Genomic DNA, 13,685 nt, shown 5'->3' with positions numbered 1-13,685 from the left:
CGTGGGAGAGTCCAGCCGCGTCTCGGGGGAGCGGCGGCGACAAATAATAAGTAAAGCTTCTTATTGACAAGAAAGAGGCGCTGATATTACATCCACTTGATCGGGGGGCCAGACCACATACCGGAGGTCTCCATGCGCAAACCCCGGCTCCTCCTCGCGGCCACGGCCATGCTCCTCACCCTGACCAGCGGCCTGGTCGCGGGCACCTCCCGGGCCGAAGCCGACATCGGGCCGGTGACCTGGTCCGACGAGTTCAACGCCGCCGCAGGGACGTCCGTCGACGGCTCCAGGTGGAAGTTCGACATCGGCGGCGGGGGCTGGGGCAACAACGAGCTGCAGTACTACACCGACTCGACCCGCAACGTCTACCACGACGGGCAGGGGCACCTGGCCATCACGGCCCGCAGGGAGAACCCGTCCAACCTGCAGTGCCACTACGGCACCTGCCAGTACACCTCCGGCCGGATCCTGACCGCCGAGAAGTTCACGCAGACGTACGGTCGCTTCGAGGCGAGCATCAAGATCCCGCGGGGTCAGGGCATCTGGCCCGCGTTCTGGATGCTCGGCGGGCGCAACTGGCCGGGCGACGGCGAGATCGACATCATGGAGAACATCGGCAGCGTCCCGAACACCGTGCACGGCACGGTCCACGGCCCCGGCTACTCCGGCGGCGACGGGATCGGCGGCAGCCGTACGGTGGGCGCGCCGCTCGGTGACGCCTTCCACAGGTACGCGATCGAGTGGTCACCCAACCTCATCATCTGGTACCTGGACGGTTCGGAATATTTCCGGATCACTCCGGCCAGCCTCCGCGGTAACCGGTGGGTGTTCGACCACCCGTTCTTCATGATCATGAACGTGGCGGTCGGCGGCAACTGGCCCGGCCCGCCCAACGCCGGCACCGCCTTCCCGCAGACGATGCTGATCGACTACGTCCGCGTCTCCGCGTGGACCGACGGCGGATCGGGGTCCGGCGCCGCGCTGAGGTCGAACCTGAACGGCCGCTGCATCGACATCCCCCGCGCCGAGCCCGTGGACGCCGCCCCGCTGCAGATGTACGACTGCAACGGGACCGCCGCCCAGCAGTGGTCCGTCAACGGCGACGGCACGGTGCGCGCGATGGGCAAGTGCATGGACGCCGCCGCGGCCGGCACCGCCAACGGAACGCCGATCCAGCTGTACACGTGCAACGGCACCGGCGCCCAGCGCTTCACGCTCAGCCCGGCGGGCGACCTCGTCAACATCCCGGCCAACCGGTGCGTGGACGTGGTGGACGGCAACACCGCCAACGGCGCGCGCCTGCAGTTGTGGGACTGCACGGGGGCGTCCAACCAGAAGTGGACCCGTTCCTGAGCGGCCTGCCGCATGAGCCGCGCGTCCGGGCCGGTTCCCGTCGGCCGGCCCGGACGCGCTGACAGCAGCCCGCGCAGGGAACGGGCGGCACGCCGTCCCGGCATCGGCTGACCGGGCTCATGGCCGATGAACCCGATGACGTTCACCGTGGGGGTGTGCAGCAGCACCAGCGCGTTCTTCGCCTGTTCCTGGGTGGTGCCCTTCGGGGCCACCACGGTGGCCGCCGGCCCGGACGACGCCGTCCGAGGTGACGAAGGCCGTCTCGATGCGGCCCAGGCAGCCGAGCCGGCGCAGCAGGTCGCGGCCCTGGTCGCCGGCGCCGCCCGCCCGCCCGGCAGCCGTCCTCTACGGTCGTGGCCGCACCGCCGCAGCTCGCGATCCTCCAGCATCGTCCACAGGTCGTCCACGGGGTGGGCATGCGGGTTGGGCATGTGGAACCATCGCCGCCGCGCCGTGCGCCGCCAGCGAGTCCAGGTGGGTGGTGAGGACCTTGGTCGCCCAGCTCGTGTCGGCCGTGGGCGGCTCGTAGACGAGGTGGGCGGCGAGTCCGTCGATGACGGCGTGCAGGCGCAGGGCCTCGATCTCCGGGTCGCGCCCCGGTGCCAGGTCGGTGCCGTTGTCGAGGGCGGAGATCATCCAGCGGCAGGCGTCGCGCACGGCCTCGAACGCTTCCTCGCGGGGGCCTTGGAGGGACGTTTCGGCGGTGGCGGCGCTGAACAGCGCCAGGTTGACCTCCATCTCCGCGCGCCGCTCGGCGTCGAGCGGCAGCAGTTCGCGCGCCACGGCCTCGACGCTCTGCCGGATGGTGGGGTGGGGCGGGATGGCGGCCATGCGGGCCTGGACGCGGTTGACGACGAGCTGCATGGTGAAGACCAGCAGCTCGCCCTGCGTCCTGAAGACGTGGCGCAGCGACCCGGCGGAGATCCCCGCCTCGGCGGCGACCATGCGCACGGAGACGCGGCCTATGCCGTGGCGCATGATCACTCGCCAGGCCGCTTCGGCGAGCTCTTCGCGCCGCTGTTCATGATCGATTAGCCTGGGCATGAAACCTATGTTAGCTCAGTCGTGCTAGCATAACCGCCATGATAGTACGACCGTACCAAGAAAAGGGTGTTCCGGCCTCGCTCCGCCTGCTCGTTCCCGCGGCGATCGTCCTGGTCGCCGTCTACGTCGCCCTGCCGCTGCTGATGGCCTTCGACCGCGACTTCACCGGCGCGTCGATCATGCGCGGCAACCCCGACCTCAATCCCGCCCAGCTCGACTTCGTGATCAACGCCACCGTCACCTACACGGTCGTCCTGCACGCCCTGAGCGTCGTTCTCGTCATCTGGTTCGTGCTCAAAGCGCTCAAGGGCCGCCGCTGGGCTCGCGTCGCCCTCACCGTCTACCTCATAGGCGCCACCCTCGCCGGGTTCGTCTCGGCCGCCGCCGGCTCCGAGTACTACTGGGCCGTCATCTCCGCCGACGTCATCCACCTCGTGATGATCGCCGCCCTCTGGCTGCCGGCCTCCGCCCGCGCATTCTTCGCCGCCCACCGACGGCGCCCCGACGTGGCCGAGCGGGTCGGAGGGCCCGTGCCCTGACCGTCCGGCGCTGCTCGGCGGTGTTGGACGCCGTGCTCAACCGCACGGCCCGCGACCCGTACCGAGCCCATTCACGCCACGGCGCCGGTGCGCTGCCCGGCGGCGCGTTCTCCGCCTCGCCGCTGCGTACTGTAACTCTTCGGGGGCGCACAGCTATCTCTCCAGTGTGGGCCTGTCGTCTCACCTGCGAGGAGCGCCTATGGTTCGATACCGGTTCAATCCTCCTCCGGGCTGGCCCGAGCCGCCGCCCGGCTGGTGGCCGCCGCAGGGATGGCAGCCCGACCCGGCGTGGCCTGAGGCCCCCGCCGACTGGCGGTTCTGGGTCCCGGAGGACGCCCCGCCGCAGCCTGCCGAACGCAGGAGCGGCCGGCTGTTCGGCGGCCGCAGACGCCTGCAAGAAGAGAACGACCTGCTGCGCGCCTGGGTGGAACGGCTGGGCGGCATGGACGCCATGCGGATCACGGAGCTGACCCGCAAGCTGCGCGACGAGTACGAGCGGCTGCTCGCCGCGCTCGACGACGCGACCCGGCGGCTGCGGGAGGCGGAGCAGCGGATCGTGTGGACGGAGGAGACCACGCTGCTGCAGGAGGTGGGCGTCTACGAATACCGCCACCCGCTGAGCGACGCCGTCGCCTACAAGGAACGCCTCGCGCAGGTCAAGGCGCGCATCAAGGAGATGGCCAAGGAAGGGCGGGCCGTCGTCGGCACCACCGGCCGGCAGGTGAACGGGTCGGCCGCCGAGGGGCGCAAGATGGTCCGCGACTTCTCCAAGCTGATGGCGCGGGCCTACAACGCGGAGGCGGACAACTGTGTGCGCACGATGCGGCCGTACAAACTGCAGTCCGCGATCGAACGCCTGGAGAAGGCCGTGGACACGATCGTGCGGCTGGGGCGGACGATGAGCATCCACGTCAACCCCGAATATCACCGCACCAGGATCTACGAGCTGCAGCTGACCGCCGACTACCTCACCAAGCTGGAGGAGGAGAAGGAGCTCGTCCGCGCCCAGCGGGAACGGCAGCGGGAGGAGGAGGCCGCGCGCCGCGAGTTCGAGCGGGAGAAGACGCGGCTGCGCAAGGAGGAGGCCCACTACCGGGCGGCGCTGGCCAGGCCGGCCCAGAGCGGCGCCGCGTCCCAGGACAGCGTGGCGGAGCTGGAGGCCAAGCTGGCGGAGCTCGGTGCCGCGGTCGCCGCCGTCGAGGCGCGTGAGGCCGACACCAGAGCCGGGTACGTGTACGTGATCTCCAACATAGGGGCGTTCGGCGAGGACGTCGTGAAGATCGGCATGACGCGCCGGCTGGAACCGGAGGAACGGGTGCGCGAGCTGGGCGACGCGTCGGTGCCGTTCGGGTTCGACACGCACGCGCTGGTCTTCAGCGGGGACGCCGTGGGGCTCGAGGCGCGGCTGCACGCGGCGCTGGACGAGCGGCGGCTCAACAAGGTCAACCTCCGGCGCGGGTTCTTCCGCGCGACCCCGGCGGAGGTTCGCGACCTGCTGCGGAAGATCGCCGGTCAGCACCTGCTGGAATACCGCGACACCGCGGAGGCGCTGGAATGGCGGCAGTCGGCGGGCACGACCTGACGATCGTTCCGCGCGCAGTGGACATGCGGGACGGTCTGGTGCGCGGGCACTCCGTTCTTCTGCCACACGGCGATGCCCGTCTTCCCGTACTCAGGTGGCGGAGCCGCGTACGCCCGCGCTCAACGCATGCGACCGTTCTCGATCACGCCGTGCAACGACAACGACCAGGAGGGGATCGATGCGTGCCGAGCTGGAGGCGTACGCCGGCAGGGTGCTGGGCGGCGGCTCCCATGTCGAACGGGAGGTGTCGTGGGAGCACGGCGGTTCGTGCGTGTTGCGGGTGCGCGACCGCGCCGGGCGGACGTGGTACGCCAAGCGCCACCGCCGCGAGGACGGCTATGCGCGCGAGTCGTTCGCGTACCGGCACTGGGTGCCCGCCCTGAGCAGCCATGCGCCGCGCCTGCGACGACGAGCTCCAGGCGCTGGTGCTCTCGGCCGTTCCCGGCACGCACGAGCAGGACGTCGGGGCCGAGGGGCACCACCAGGCCGGTGTGCTGCTGCGGCGGTTCCACGAGGCAGCGCCGCCCGAACCGTGGGAGGGGTTCGCCGAGGCCAAGCGGGCCCGGCTGGAGCACTGGCTCCCCCGTGCCGCGGGCGTGATCGAGCGGAGCGAGCTGGACTTCGTCCGGTCGCGGGTGCGTGAGCTGGACGGACTGCCGCGACCGCCGAGGGTTCCCTGCCACCTGGACTACACGCCGAGGAACTGGCTGACGGCCGAGGGAAGGCTGCACGTCGTCGACTTCGAGTGGGCGGCCACCGAGGTCTGGATCAACGATCTGGCGCGGCTCCACTTCGGCCTCTGGCGGGAGCGGCCGGAGTCGCGGGAGGCGTTCCTCGACGGGTACGGCCGCCGGCCCACGGAGGACGAGCTGGCCCTGCAGGCGTCCTGCTACGCGCTGACCGCGGTGTGGATGATGATCTGGGCCCGCGAGCACGGTGAGCGCGCCTTCGAGTCGGGGCTCCGCGACCAGCTGCACTCCCTGATGCGTTCCTCGTAAGGATCCGGGTGCGTCCCGGTGCAAACGCAGAGGAAACGCGCGCCGCTCTACACATGACTGGAGGTACCGCCCTTCCGAGCGGCGGGCCCGCGAGGGATCACGGTGGGAGTCGTCGAGGTGCCGGGTCGCGCCGTGAACGCTGCGTGTGGGGAGACGCGAGTGCGCGGGAGTACGACGGCTTTCATCGGCGCGCATGTCGTCGATCTGGGCGTGGCCGTGCTTGAGGTGATGCGGCGCAGCCCGGTACGCCTTCGGGGAAGGGCGGAGGGCGAGGACGTGATCCAGGTCGTCCTGCCCGTGCGCGGCACGGTGAGCGCGACGTGGGCGGGGCGGCAGGACACCGTGACCCCGGGCGATCTCTACGCGCACGACCTCGCCCGGCTCGACGAGATGGTCCTGCGGCCCGACGGGCGCGGCGGCCTCGAGGTGGCCGTGGTCGTCATCCCGAAGCCGGCGCTGCCGGCCCCGGCCGTGGACGCGGTGCTCGGACACGGCGTCTGCGCCGACGGCGGGGTGTACGAGCTGCTGAAGAGGTTCGTCGAGCCCCTGTCCGACGAGAAACTGTCGCTCAGCCCGGCCGACGGGCAGCGGCTGGGGATGGTGCTGGTGGACCTCGTGTCCCTGTGCTTGGCCAACATGCTCGGACCCGGTGGCGGGGAGCGGGCGAGCTTCCGGCGGCAGGACCTCGCCGGACGGATACGCGCCCACATCCAGGTTCACCTGCACGACCACCGGCTGACGCCGCGTTCCATCGCGCGGGCGCACCACATCTCGGTGAGCTATCTCCACCGCTTGTTCCAGGACCAGGGCGACACGGTCTCCGGCTACATCCGCGATCAGCGGCTGAGGCGTACCCGCCGCGACCTCGCCGACGCGGTTCTGGCCGACGTGCCGATCCACCGGATCGCCGCCCGGTGGGGCTTCGGCGCGCCGGCGGATTTCAGCCGTACGTTCCGGATGGCCTATGGCGAGTCGCCGCGGGAGTTCAGGTCCCGGACGGCTCGGACGGCACGGAAGTAGCCGCCGCGGACGTGTAGGCGGCGCCACAGCACACCGCGGAGGCGAGGGCGCCGATCCCGCACAGTCCCACCGTGGCCGAGGCGGTGACGCCGAGCTCGGTGGCCCATCCGGCCAGGAGAAATCCGCCGCCCTGGCCGGCGGCGATGCCGGCGATCGCGACTCCCATGGCGCGTCCGCGGTAGGCCGGCGCGGCCCGCTGAATGAACCTCGCGTTGAGCGGCGTGCTGAACGAGCATCCCAGGCCGCAGCAGAACAGCAGGACGAGCACCACGGGAACGGGCGGGTGCGCGAGCATGGGCAGCAGGGCGAGCCCGGAGAGCACGGCGAGCGGCACCGTGACGCGGTCGCGAACGGACGGGCGCGTCCACCGGGTGAGGACCGTCGCCCCGGTCGCGTAGCCGAGGGCGATGGTGGCCATGAGCACCCCGGCGAGTGGCGGGCCGCCGCCCAGCTCGCGGGCGAGGGGATAGGCGATCGCCTCCGTGCTGAAGGCGAAGGCCGACACCAGCCAGACCAGGAGAAGGCACTGCCGCAGCCAGGGGTCGGTGAACACATGGCGTACCCCTGCCGCCGCGTCCTTGAGGGGCGACCAGCGGGCGCCCTCGCTCTCGGGCACGGGCCGGGGCCGGACACCCCGCCAGATGAGCGCCGCGGAGATCGCGAATGTCGCGGCGTTCGCCAGCAGCGCACCCGCGGGCGTGACCAGCAGGACGGCGGCGCCTCCGATCGCGAACCCGGCCACCTGGCTGATCTGGTAGGTGAGGTTGGTCAGGCCGTTGCCGGCGATGTAGGCCTCGCCGGCGAGCACTTCCGGCATCAACGCGGCGCGAGCGCTCATGAACGGCGGGGTGAACGCGTGCGCGAGATAGAGCAGCGCGATCGCGGCGCCGATCGGCATGCCCGGCAGCGCCAGCGCCGCCACCAGCAGGGCCCTGGCCAGGTCGCAGACGATGAGCAGGCCCCGGCGCGGAAATCTGTCGGCGAGCGAACCCAGCACGGGGCCGAGTGCGGACGGCAGGAACGCTGCGGAGAACGCGAGTGCGGTCACCATCGGCGAGCCGGTCCTGTCGAACACCAGAATGGCCACGGCGACGGACGAGAGCTGGTCGCCCACGTAGGAGAGCGCATATGCCGGGTAGAGGTAGCGAAACTCCCGCACCGTGAAAAGGCCGGAGAAGGTGGCCATCATTCGTACGCCAGGCGTGCACACCGCCCGCGCCGGCTGAGTAGGTGGTGGACAGCACTCGAGGACGGGGCCCCAAGTGCTGTCGTGTCACGTGTTCCTAACCCCAGCCGAGCGTGCGCATGGCGTTCCTCCCCTCGTCATGTGGCACTCGGTGCAAGCCTTCAGGAGAATCGCGCCGTTGTCGTTAGCAGGGAGTCGCCAGATTGTTGGCGAGGCATGCACCGGCGGAACAGTAGCCCGGGTCAGCCGTCGGGCGACGCCTTCGCCATCATCGCCCGTTCCTCCCGGGTGGCGATGAGACCGGCCGGTGCGAGGATCTTGGACTCCTCGAACGGCGCCTCGGCGGTCGGCAGCGTCTCGCCGCTCCTGATCACTTTGATCCACACCCGCAGCGCGTCCAGGATGACGACGATGATGAGGATCGCGAACAGCGCGGCCAGGACGCCGTCGACGGTGGAGTTGATCACGATCTGCTCCATCTCGCCCACCGACTTGGCGGGTGCGAGCAGCTGCCCCTGGTCGAGGGCCGTCTGGTAGCGGTCGCGCTGGGAGAAGAAGCCGAGCGTCGGGTCGGGCGAGAACACCTTCTGCCAGCTGGCCGTGAGCGTGACGGCGGCGTCCCAGGCCAGCGGGATGGCCGTCACCCAGGCCCATTTCAGCCGCCCGCTCTTGATCAGCAGGGTGGTGGCGACGGTGAGCGCCACGGCGGCGAGCAGCTGGTTGGCGATGCCGAACAGCGGGAAGAGCTGGTTGATGCCGCCGAGCGGGTCGTTGACGCCCTGGTAGAGGAAGTAGCCCCAGGCGGCGACGACGACGGCGCTGGTGACGATCAGGCCGGGCCACCAGCTCACGCGGGAGACCGGCTTCCACACGTTGCCGATCGTGTCCTGGAGCATGAACCGTCCCACGCGGGTGCCGGCGTCCACGGTGGTGAGGATGAACAGCGCCTCGAACATGATCGCGAAGTGGTACCAGAACGCCTGCCAGCCCGCTCCGCCGAGGAAGCCGGAGAAGATCTGTGAGATGCCGACGGCGAGGGTGGGCGCGCCGCCCGTCCTGGCGATCAGCGTCTCCTCCTGTACGGCCTCCGCCGCCGCCGACAGCTGCTCGGGCGTGATGACGAAGCCGAGGTTCGTCACGGCCTGGGCGGCGCTCTCGACGGTGGCCCCGACGACGCCCGCGGGGGAGTTCATCGCGAAGTAGAGGCCAGGGGTCAGCACGCAGGCGGCCGTGATGGCCATGACGGCCACGAACGACTCCATGAGCATGGAGCCGTAGCCGATCATCCGGACCTGCGACTCCTTCTGGATCATCTTGGGCGTCGTGCCGGACGAGATGAGCGCGTGGAAGCCCGACAGCGCCCCGCAGGCGATGATGATGAACACGAACGGGAACAACGACCCGGCGAAGACCGGCCCCTCACCGTTGAACGCGAAGTCGGTGAAGGCCGGGGTCTTCAGCGTCGGCATGGTGACGGCGATGCCGATGGCGATCAGCGCGATGGTGCCGATCTTCATGAACGTCGACAGGTAGTCGCGCGGCGCGAGCAACATCCACACGGGCAGCACGGCGGCGACGAACCCGTACGCGATGAGCCAGAGCGCCAGGGCCGACGGGCTGAGCGTGAAGAACGGCGCCCAGCTCGAGTCCTGCACCCAGCCGCCGGCCACGATCGCGAGCAGCAACAGCGCGACGCCGATGACGGTGGTCTCGACGACCTTGCCCGGCCGGATCACCCGCAGGTAGAAGCCCATGAACAGGGCGATCGGGATGGTCATCGCGATGGAGAAGACACCCCATGGCGACTGCGCCAGGGCGTTGACCACGACCAGCGCCAGCACAGCGAGCAGGATGATCATGATGGCGAAGACGGCGACGAGCGCGGCTGCCCCGCCGACCGGACCGATCTCGTCGCGGGCCATCTGCCCGAGGCTGCGCCCGTTGCGTCGCATGGAGAAGAACAGGATCACCATGTCCTGCACGGCCCCGGCGAAGATCACTCCGGCGACGATCCAGATGGTGCCGGGCAGGAAGCCCATCTGCGCGGCCAGTACGGGTCCGACCAGCGGCCCCGCGCCGGCGATGGCGGCGAAGTGGTGGCCGAAGAGGATGCGCCGGTCGGTCACGTGGTAGTCGATGCCGTTGTCGAGCCGCTCGGCCGGGGTGGCCCTGCGGTCGTCGGCGCCCAGCACCTTGCGCACGATGAAGCGGGCGTAGAAGCGGTAGGCGATGGCGTACGAGCCGAGCGCGGCGGCCAGCAGCCAGACCGCGTTGACGTCCTCGCCTCTGGACAGGGCCAGCACGGCCCATCCCACGGCACCGACGAGTGCGACCGCCGTCCAAATGATGATGGAGCGCAGTTTCACCGGTTACCTCCCATCTTGTGAGCCATACAGAGGGCGCCCCAGGCAGCAGCGCAGACCGGCGTCCGGCGGCAGATCGGTGGTGAAGCGCCGCCATCGCCACAGCGGACGGCAGTCGATCATGACGGGGAGGTCGGTGAGATGTACCCAGGCGGTCGGGTGCGCGTACACCAGGTCGGTTCCGAGCGGGCGTGCGCGCCGGGGTAGTCGTGATCGGCGCAGGGACCGCACCGAGAACTCACCCGCGTCGGCGCAGCAGAGCCCGGTCACGTGCCAGTCGAAGAACACCACTTCGTCGTCGCCCAGCGCTTCACGTGCGGCAGCGGTCAACGTGATTCGGGACATCTGGTGCTCCTGGTTAACAGGTAGCTCAGAATTTACGTCGGCTCTACCCGTTATGGGCAACCGCGAAACTCGATCAACGGTGAACCTCCGGCTCTGCCAGGCCATGTAGATTGTTGACGCTGATCTATCGCCATCGGGGCGGCAATGGGGGTGAGCCATGCCCTTCGGCCCGGCCCGCATCGCTCCCTCAGGCGCCCTGTCCGACGTGCTCGTCGGGCGCCGGGCCGAGCTCGCGCTGCTCCGCGCCGTCGTCGCCGCACCGCCATCGCTCGCCCTGGTCGAGGGCGAGGCGGGGATCGGCAAGAGCCGGCTGGTGGCGGAGCTCTTCGCCACGTCAGAGCACGCACGGGCGCCGGCCGGCGTGCCGGTGCGCCGGCTCGTGGGCCAGTGCGAGCAGCTCCAGGAGCCGCTGCCGCTGTCGCCGCTGCTCGACGCCTTCCGAACGGCCGGTGCCGAGCTCGCCGCCTCCCGCCCCGCCAACCCCGTGATCGGGGCGCTGGCGCCGCTCCTGCCCGAGATCGCCGGGCATCTGCCGCCGCCGCTGCCCGCCTTACCCGACCAGCGGGCCGAGCGGCACCGGGTGTTCCGTGCCGCCGTCGCGCTGCTCGACCACCTCAGCCCGCTGGTGCTCGTCCTGGAGGACGTGCACTGGGCCGACGGCGGCACGCACGACTTCCTCGCCTTCCTGGCCTCCCACCAGCCGCGCGAGCTGTCGGTGATCCTCACGGCCCGCACCGAGACGGGCCCGCTGCCCATCCGCGAGGCACTGGCCAGAGCTCCGTCCGGCCCCGCTCGGGTGATCAGCCTCACCCCGTTGAGCCCGCCCGATGTGGAGGAGCTGGCGGGCGGCATCCTGGGGACCGATCTCCCGCGTACGTTCGCCGCGCCGCTGCACGAGGCGACCGGCGGCATCCCGTTCGTCGTGGAGGAGGTGCTCCGCACGCTGCTGGAGCGGCTGCCCGCCCACGAGATCCCCGGGCGGCCCGACGTGCTGGCCGACCTCGCCGTCCCCACCGTGCTGCGCGACGTGGTGGTGGGCCGCCTGGCCGCGCTCGACGAGCCGATACGCGAGATCCTCGGGGCCGCCGCCGTCATCGGCGTGACACCCGACGACCGGATGCTCGCCGAGGTCACCGGCCGCGACCCGGAGGAGATCGTCAAAGCCCTCGCGACGGCGCAGGCGATCGGGCTGCTGCACGAGGACGACGGCCGCTGCCGGTTCAGGCACACGCTGGCCCGGCAGATCGTGTACGAGTCGGTGCCCGTCGCCGGGCGGCGCTGGTCGCATCTCAAGACCGCGCAGGCCCTGGAACGAGAGCCGGGCCAGAAACCCGTGGCCAGGCTCGCCCACCACTACCGGCTCGCGGGCCGGACGGCGGAGTTCGTCGGCAACGCCGAGGCCGCCGCCGACACGGCCCTCGCCCACGGCAACGACGCCACCGCGGCGAGGTTCCTGCTGCGGGCGCTGGAGACCGACGAACTGGCCGGCGACGTGCGCGTGCGGCTGGCCGTCAAGCTCGGCCGGGCCGCGGTGGACGGGCTGGCGCACGCGGAGTCCGTACCCATTCTCGAACGCCTGCTGGCGAGCGAGCCGCTGCCCGCCCACCTGCGCGGAGAGCTGCGCTTCGCGCTCGGACGCATGCTGCGCCAGCAGGGCGAGGCGCGGGCGGGCTACCTGCAGATCGAGCGGGCGGTGGACGACCTCGGGGACCGGCCCGCCCTCCTCGGGCGGGCGCTCGCCGTGCTCGCCGCGCCCGAGACCGTGCCCGACCGGCACGTCCGCGAGCACGCCACCCGCTGCGACCAGGCCGAGCGGGCCGCCCGCCGCAGCGGGGAGCGCGACGTGCACATCGCGGTACGCATCGCGCGGGCCTCGCTCCTGCTCGAACAGGGTGACCCGGGCAGCCGGCGGCTGATCGACGACCTGCTGCGCGACGACCGGCTCCGCGCCGTGCCGAGGGAGCACGCCCGCGCCTGCCTCAACTGGGCGCAGGGCGCGCTGCACATCGGGCGGCTCGACCGCGCCGAGTCGCTGCTCGCCGAGGGGCGGCGGGTGGCCGACCAGGCGGAGTACCTGCGGGTGGCGGAGGTCGTCGAGCTGGTCACCGCCGCCGTGGACCGGGCGGCGGGACGCTGGGACGGGCTGGAGCGCCGGGCCCGCAGGCTGGCGGGGCCGGCGGCGACGTTCGCGGCGGCGTTCCTGGACTCGCGGCTGCTGCACGGCACGCTGCTGGCGGCCATCGGGCCGGCCGAGGAGGCCGCGGAGTGTCTGGGACAGGTGATCACGGTCGCCGAGCGGGTGGGTGCGGTGTGGCCGCTCATCCCGGCGCGCATGGCGTTGTCGCGGTTGCTGCTCGGCCTGGACGACCCCGCGGCCGCCGCGGAGCAGGCCACCGCCGGGCTCGCCCTGGTCAGGGCCAAGGGCAACTGGGTGTGGGGCGCCGAGACCGTACTGTGCCTGGTGGACGCCATGGACGCGCTCGGCGAGGCGGGCGGGGCGGCCGGGCTGGTGTCCGAGCTCGCCGCCGGCATCGAGGGCGCCGACGCGCCGGTCGCGCAGGCCGCGCTGCTGACCGCGCGGGGCGTCCTGGCGCGCTCGCGGGGCGGCGAGGTGGAGGCCGACCGGCTGCTGGACGCGGCGCGTACGACGCTGGGCGAGGCCGGGCTGCGCTACGACGAGGCCCACGCCTTCGAGCGGCTGGGCCGCCTGCGCGGCGCCGCCGGCGGCGACTGCCTGGAGAGCGCGCTGCGCCTGTACGGGGCCATGGGCGCGGACCGGGACATCGCGCGGGTAGGCCGGGTCATGCGGCGGAACGGCGTGCCCATCCCCTACCCGTGGCGGGGCGGGCGGCTTTCGCACGGCCGGTCGCTGTCGGCGCGCGAACGCGAGGTGGCGCTCCTCGCCGCGGCGGGCAGGACGAACCAGGAGATCGCCACGGAGTTGTTCCTGTCGCGGCGGACCGTGGAAAGCCACGTGTCCAGCGTGCTGCGCAAGCTGGGTCTGTCGTCGCGGACGGAACTGCGCGGGTTCGCCCTGCCGCCCGGCTGAGGGAGCCGTGGCCGGCGGGGCTGCGGGGGAATTGCGCGGTTTACGCCATGGACATCCTTACGTCATGTTGTTACGTTCTCTGGCAATGACAACGATGTCATTCCTGTCCCCCCTCGCAGGAGCAGAGATCGCTCATGGTGTCACGACGTAAATTCCTGCTGGCCAACACCGCGGTCCTCGCGGCCGGCGGGCTCGGAGTCAGCCTC

At 71.3% G+C, this 13,685-nt stretch carries 10 protein-coding genes; 6 read left to right on the top strand and 4 right to left on the bottom strand.

Annotated elements, in window-relative coordinates; genetic code table 11:
- Nucleotides 1-132 precede the first annotated feature (132 nt).
- On the top strand, nucleotides 133-1,353 hold the full coding sequence (locus GUY59_RS28240) for a glycoside hydrolase family 16 protein (protein ID WP_138202717.1): 1,221 nt from the start codon (nucleotides 133-135) through the stop codon (nucleotides 1,351-1,353).
- Between the two features lie 345 nt (nucleotides 1,354-1,698).
- Here the strand turns inward: GUY59_RS28240 and GUY59_RS28235 are convergent, their stop codons facing one another.
- Nucleotides 1,699-2,397 (bottom strand): TetR/AcrR family transcriptional regulator, encoded by a 699-nt coding sequence (locus tag GUY59_RS28235; protein WP_138202719.1) that lies wholly within the window; start codon nucleotides 2,395-2,397, stop codon nucleotides 1,699-1,701.
- Nucleotides 2,398-2,435: 38 nt separating this feature from the next.
- Here GUY59_RS28235 and GUY59_RS28230 point away from each other — a divergent pair, with 38 nt between their 5' ends.
- From GUY59_RS28230 to GUY59_RS50885, 4 genes are all read left to right on the top strand, one after another.
- Nucleotides 2,436-2,936 carry a hypothetical protein gene (locus tag GUY59_RS28230; RefSeq protein ID WP_138202721.1) on the top strand — a complete coding sequence of 167 codons (501 nt, stop codon included), beginning with the start codon at nucleotides 2,436-2,438 and terminating at the stop codon, nucleotides 2,934-2,936.
- 199 nt (nucleotides 2,937-3,135) lie between these two features.
- Nucleotides 3,136-4,518, top strand: a complete 1,383-nt coding sequence (locus tag GUY59_RS50130; protein ID WP_138202723.1) for a DUF4041 domain-containing protein — start codon at nucleotides 3,136-3,138, stop codon at nucleotides 4,516-4,518.
- 389 nt (nucleotides 4,519-4,907) lie between these two features.
- Nucleotides 4,908-5,516 carry a phosphotransferase gene (locus GUY59_RS28220; RefSeq protein WP_138202725.1) on the top strand — a complete coding sequence of 203 codons (609 nt, stop codon included), beginning with the start codon at nucleotides 4,908-4,910 and terminating at the stop codon, nucleotides 5,514-5,516.
- Nucleotides 5,517-5,675: 159 nt separating this feature from the next.
- Entirely contained in the window at nucleotides 5,676-6,536 is an 861-nt protein-coding gene (locus GUY59_RS50885) for a helix-turn-helix domain-containing protein (RefSeq protein WP_138202727.1), read from the top strand.
- Here the strand turns inward: GUY59_RS50885 and GUY59_RS28210 are convergent.
- The 3 genes from GUY59_RS28210 to GUY59_RS28200 all read right to left on the bottom strand — a co-directional run bounded on the left by GUY59_RS28210 (nucleotide 6,502) and on the right by GUY59_RS28200 (nucleotide 10,430).
- Nucleotides 6,502-7,695: an MFS transporter gene (locus GUY59_RS28210; protein ID WP_161714738.1), complete on the bottom strand. Its 1,194-nt coding sequence runs from the start codon at nucleotides 7,693-7,695 to the stop codon at nucleotides 6,502-6,504. The genes GUY59_RS50885 and GUY59_RS28210 overlap by 35 nt on opposite strands.
- Before the next feature lie 269 nt (nucleotides 7,696-7,964).
- Nucleotides 7,965-10,088 carry a carbon starvation CstA family protein gene (locus tag GUY59_RS28205; RefSeq protein WP_138202731.1) on the bottom strand — a complete coding sequence of 708 codons (2,124 nt, stop codon included), beginning with the start codon at nucleotides 10,086-10,088 and terminating at the stop codon, nucleotides 7,965-7,967.
- 3 nt (nucleotides 10,089-10,091) lie between these two features.
- Complete coding sequence (locus GUY59_RS28200; protein ID WP_132335200.1) at nucleotides 10,092-10,430, bottom strand: hypothetical protein; 339 nt, start codon at nucleotides 10,428-10,430, stop codon at nucleotides 10,092-10,094.
- A 157-nt stretch (nucleotides 10,431-10,587) separates the two neighbouring features.
- Here GUY59_RS28200 and GUY59_RS28195 point away from each other — a divergent pair, with 157 nt between their 5' ends.
- Nucleotides 10,588-13,479 (top strand): ATP-binding protein, encoded by a 2,892-nt coding sequence (locus GUY59_RS28195; protein WP_138202733.1) that lies wholly within the window; start codon nucleotides 10,588-10,590, stop codon nucleotides 13,477-13,479.
- Nucleotides 13,480-13,685 lie beyond the last annotated feature (206 nt).

The sequence above is a fragment of the Nonomuraea sp. K271 genome (assembly GCF_009908215.1).
Classification (GTDB): Bacteria; Actinomycetota; Actinomycetes; order Streptosporangiales; family Streptosporangiaceae; genus Nonomuraea; species Nonomuraea longispora.
The sequence above is the reverse complement of the archived record's forward strand: the minus strand, read 5'-3'. Positions and strand labels throughout refer to the sequence as shown.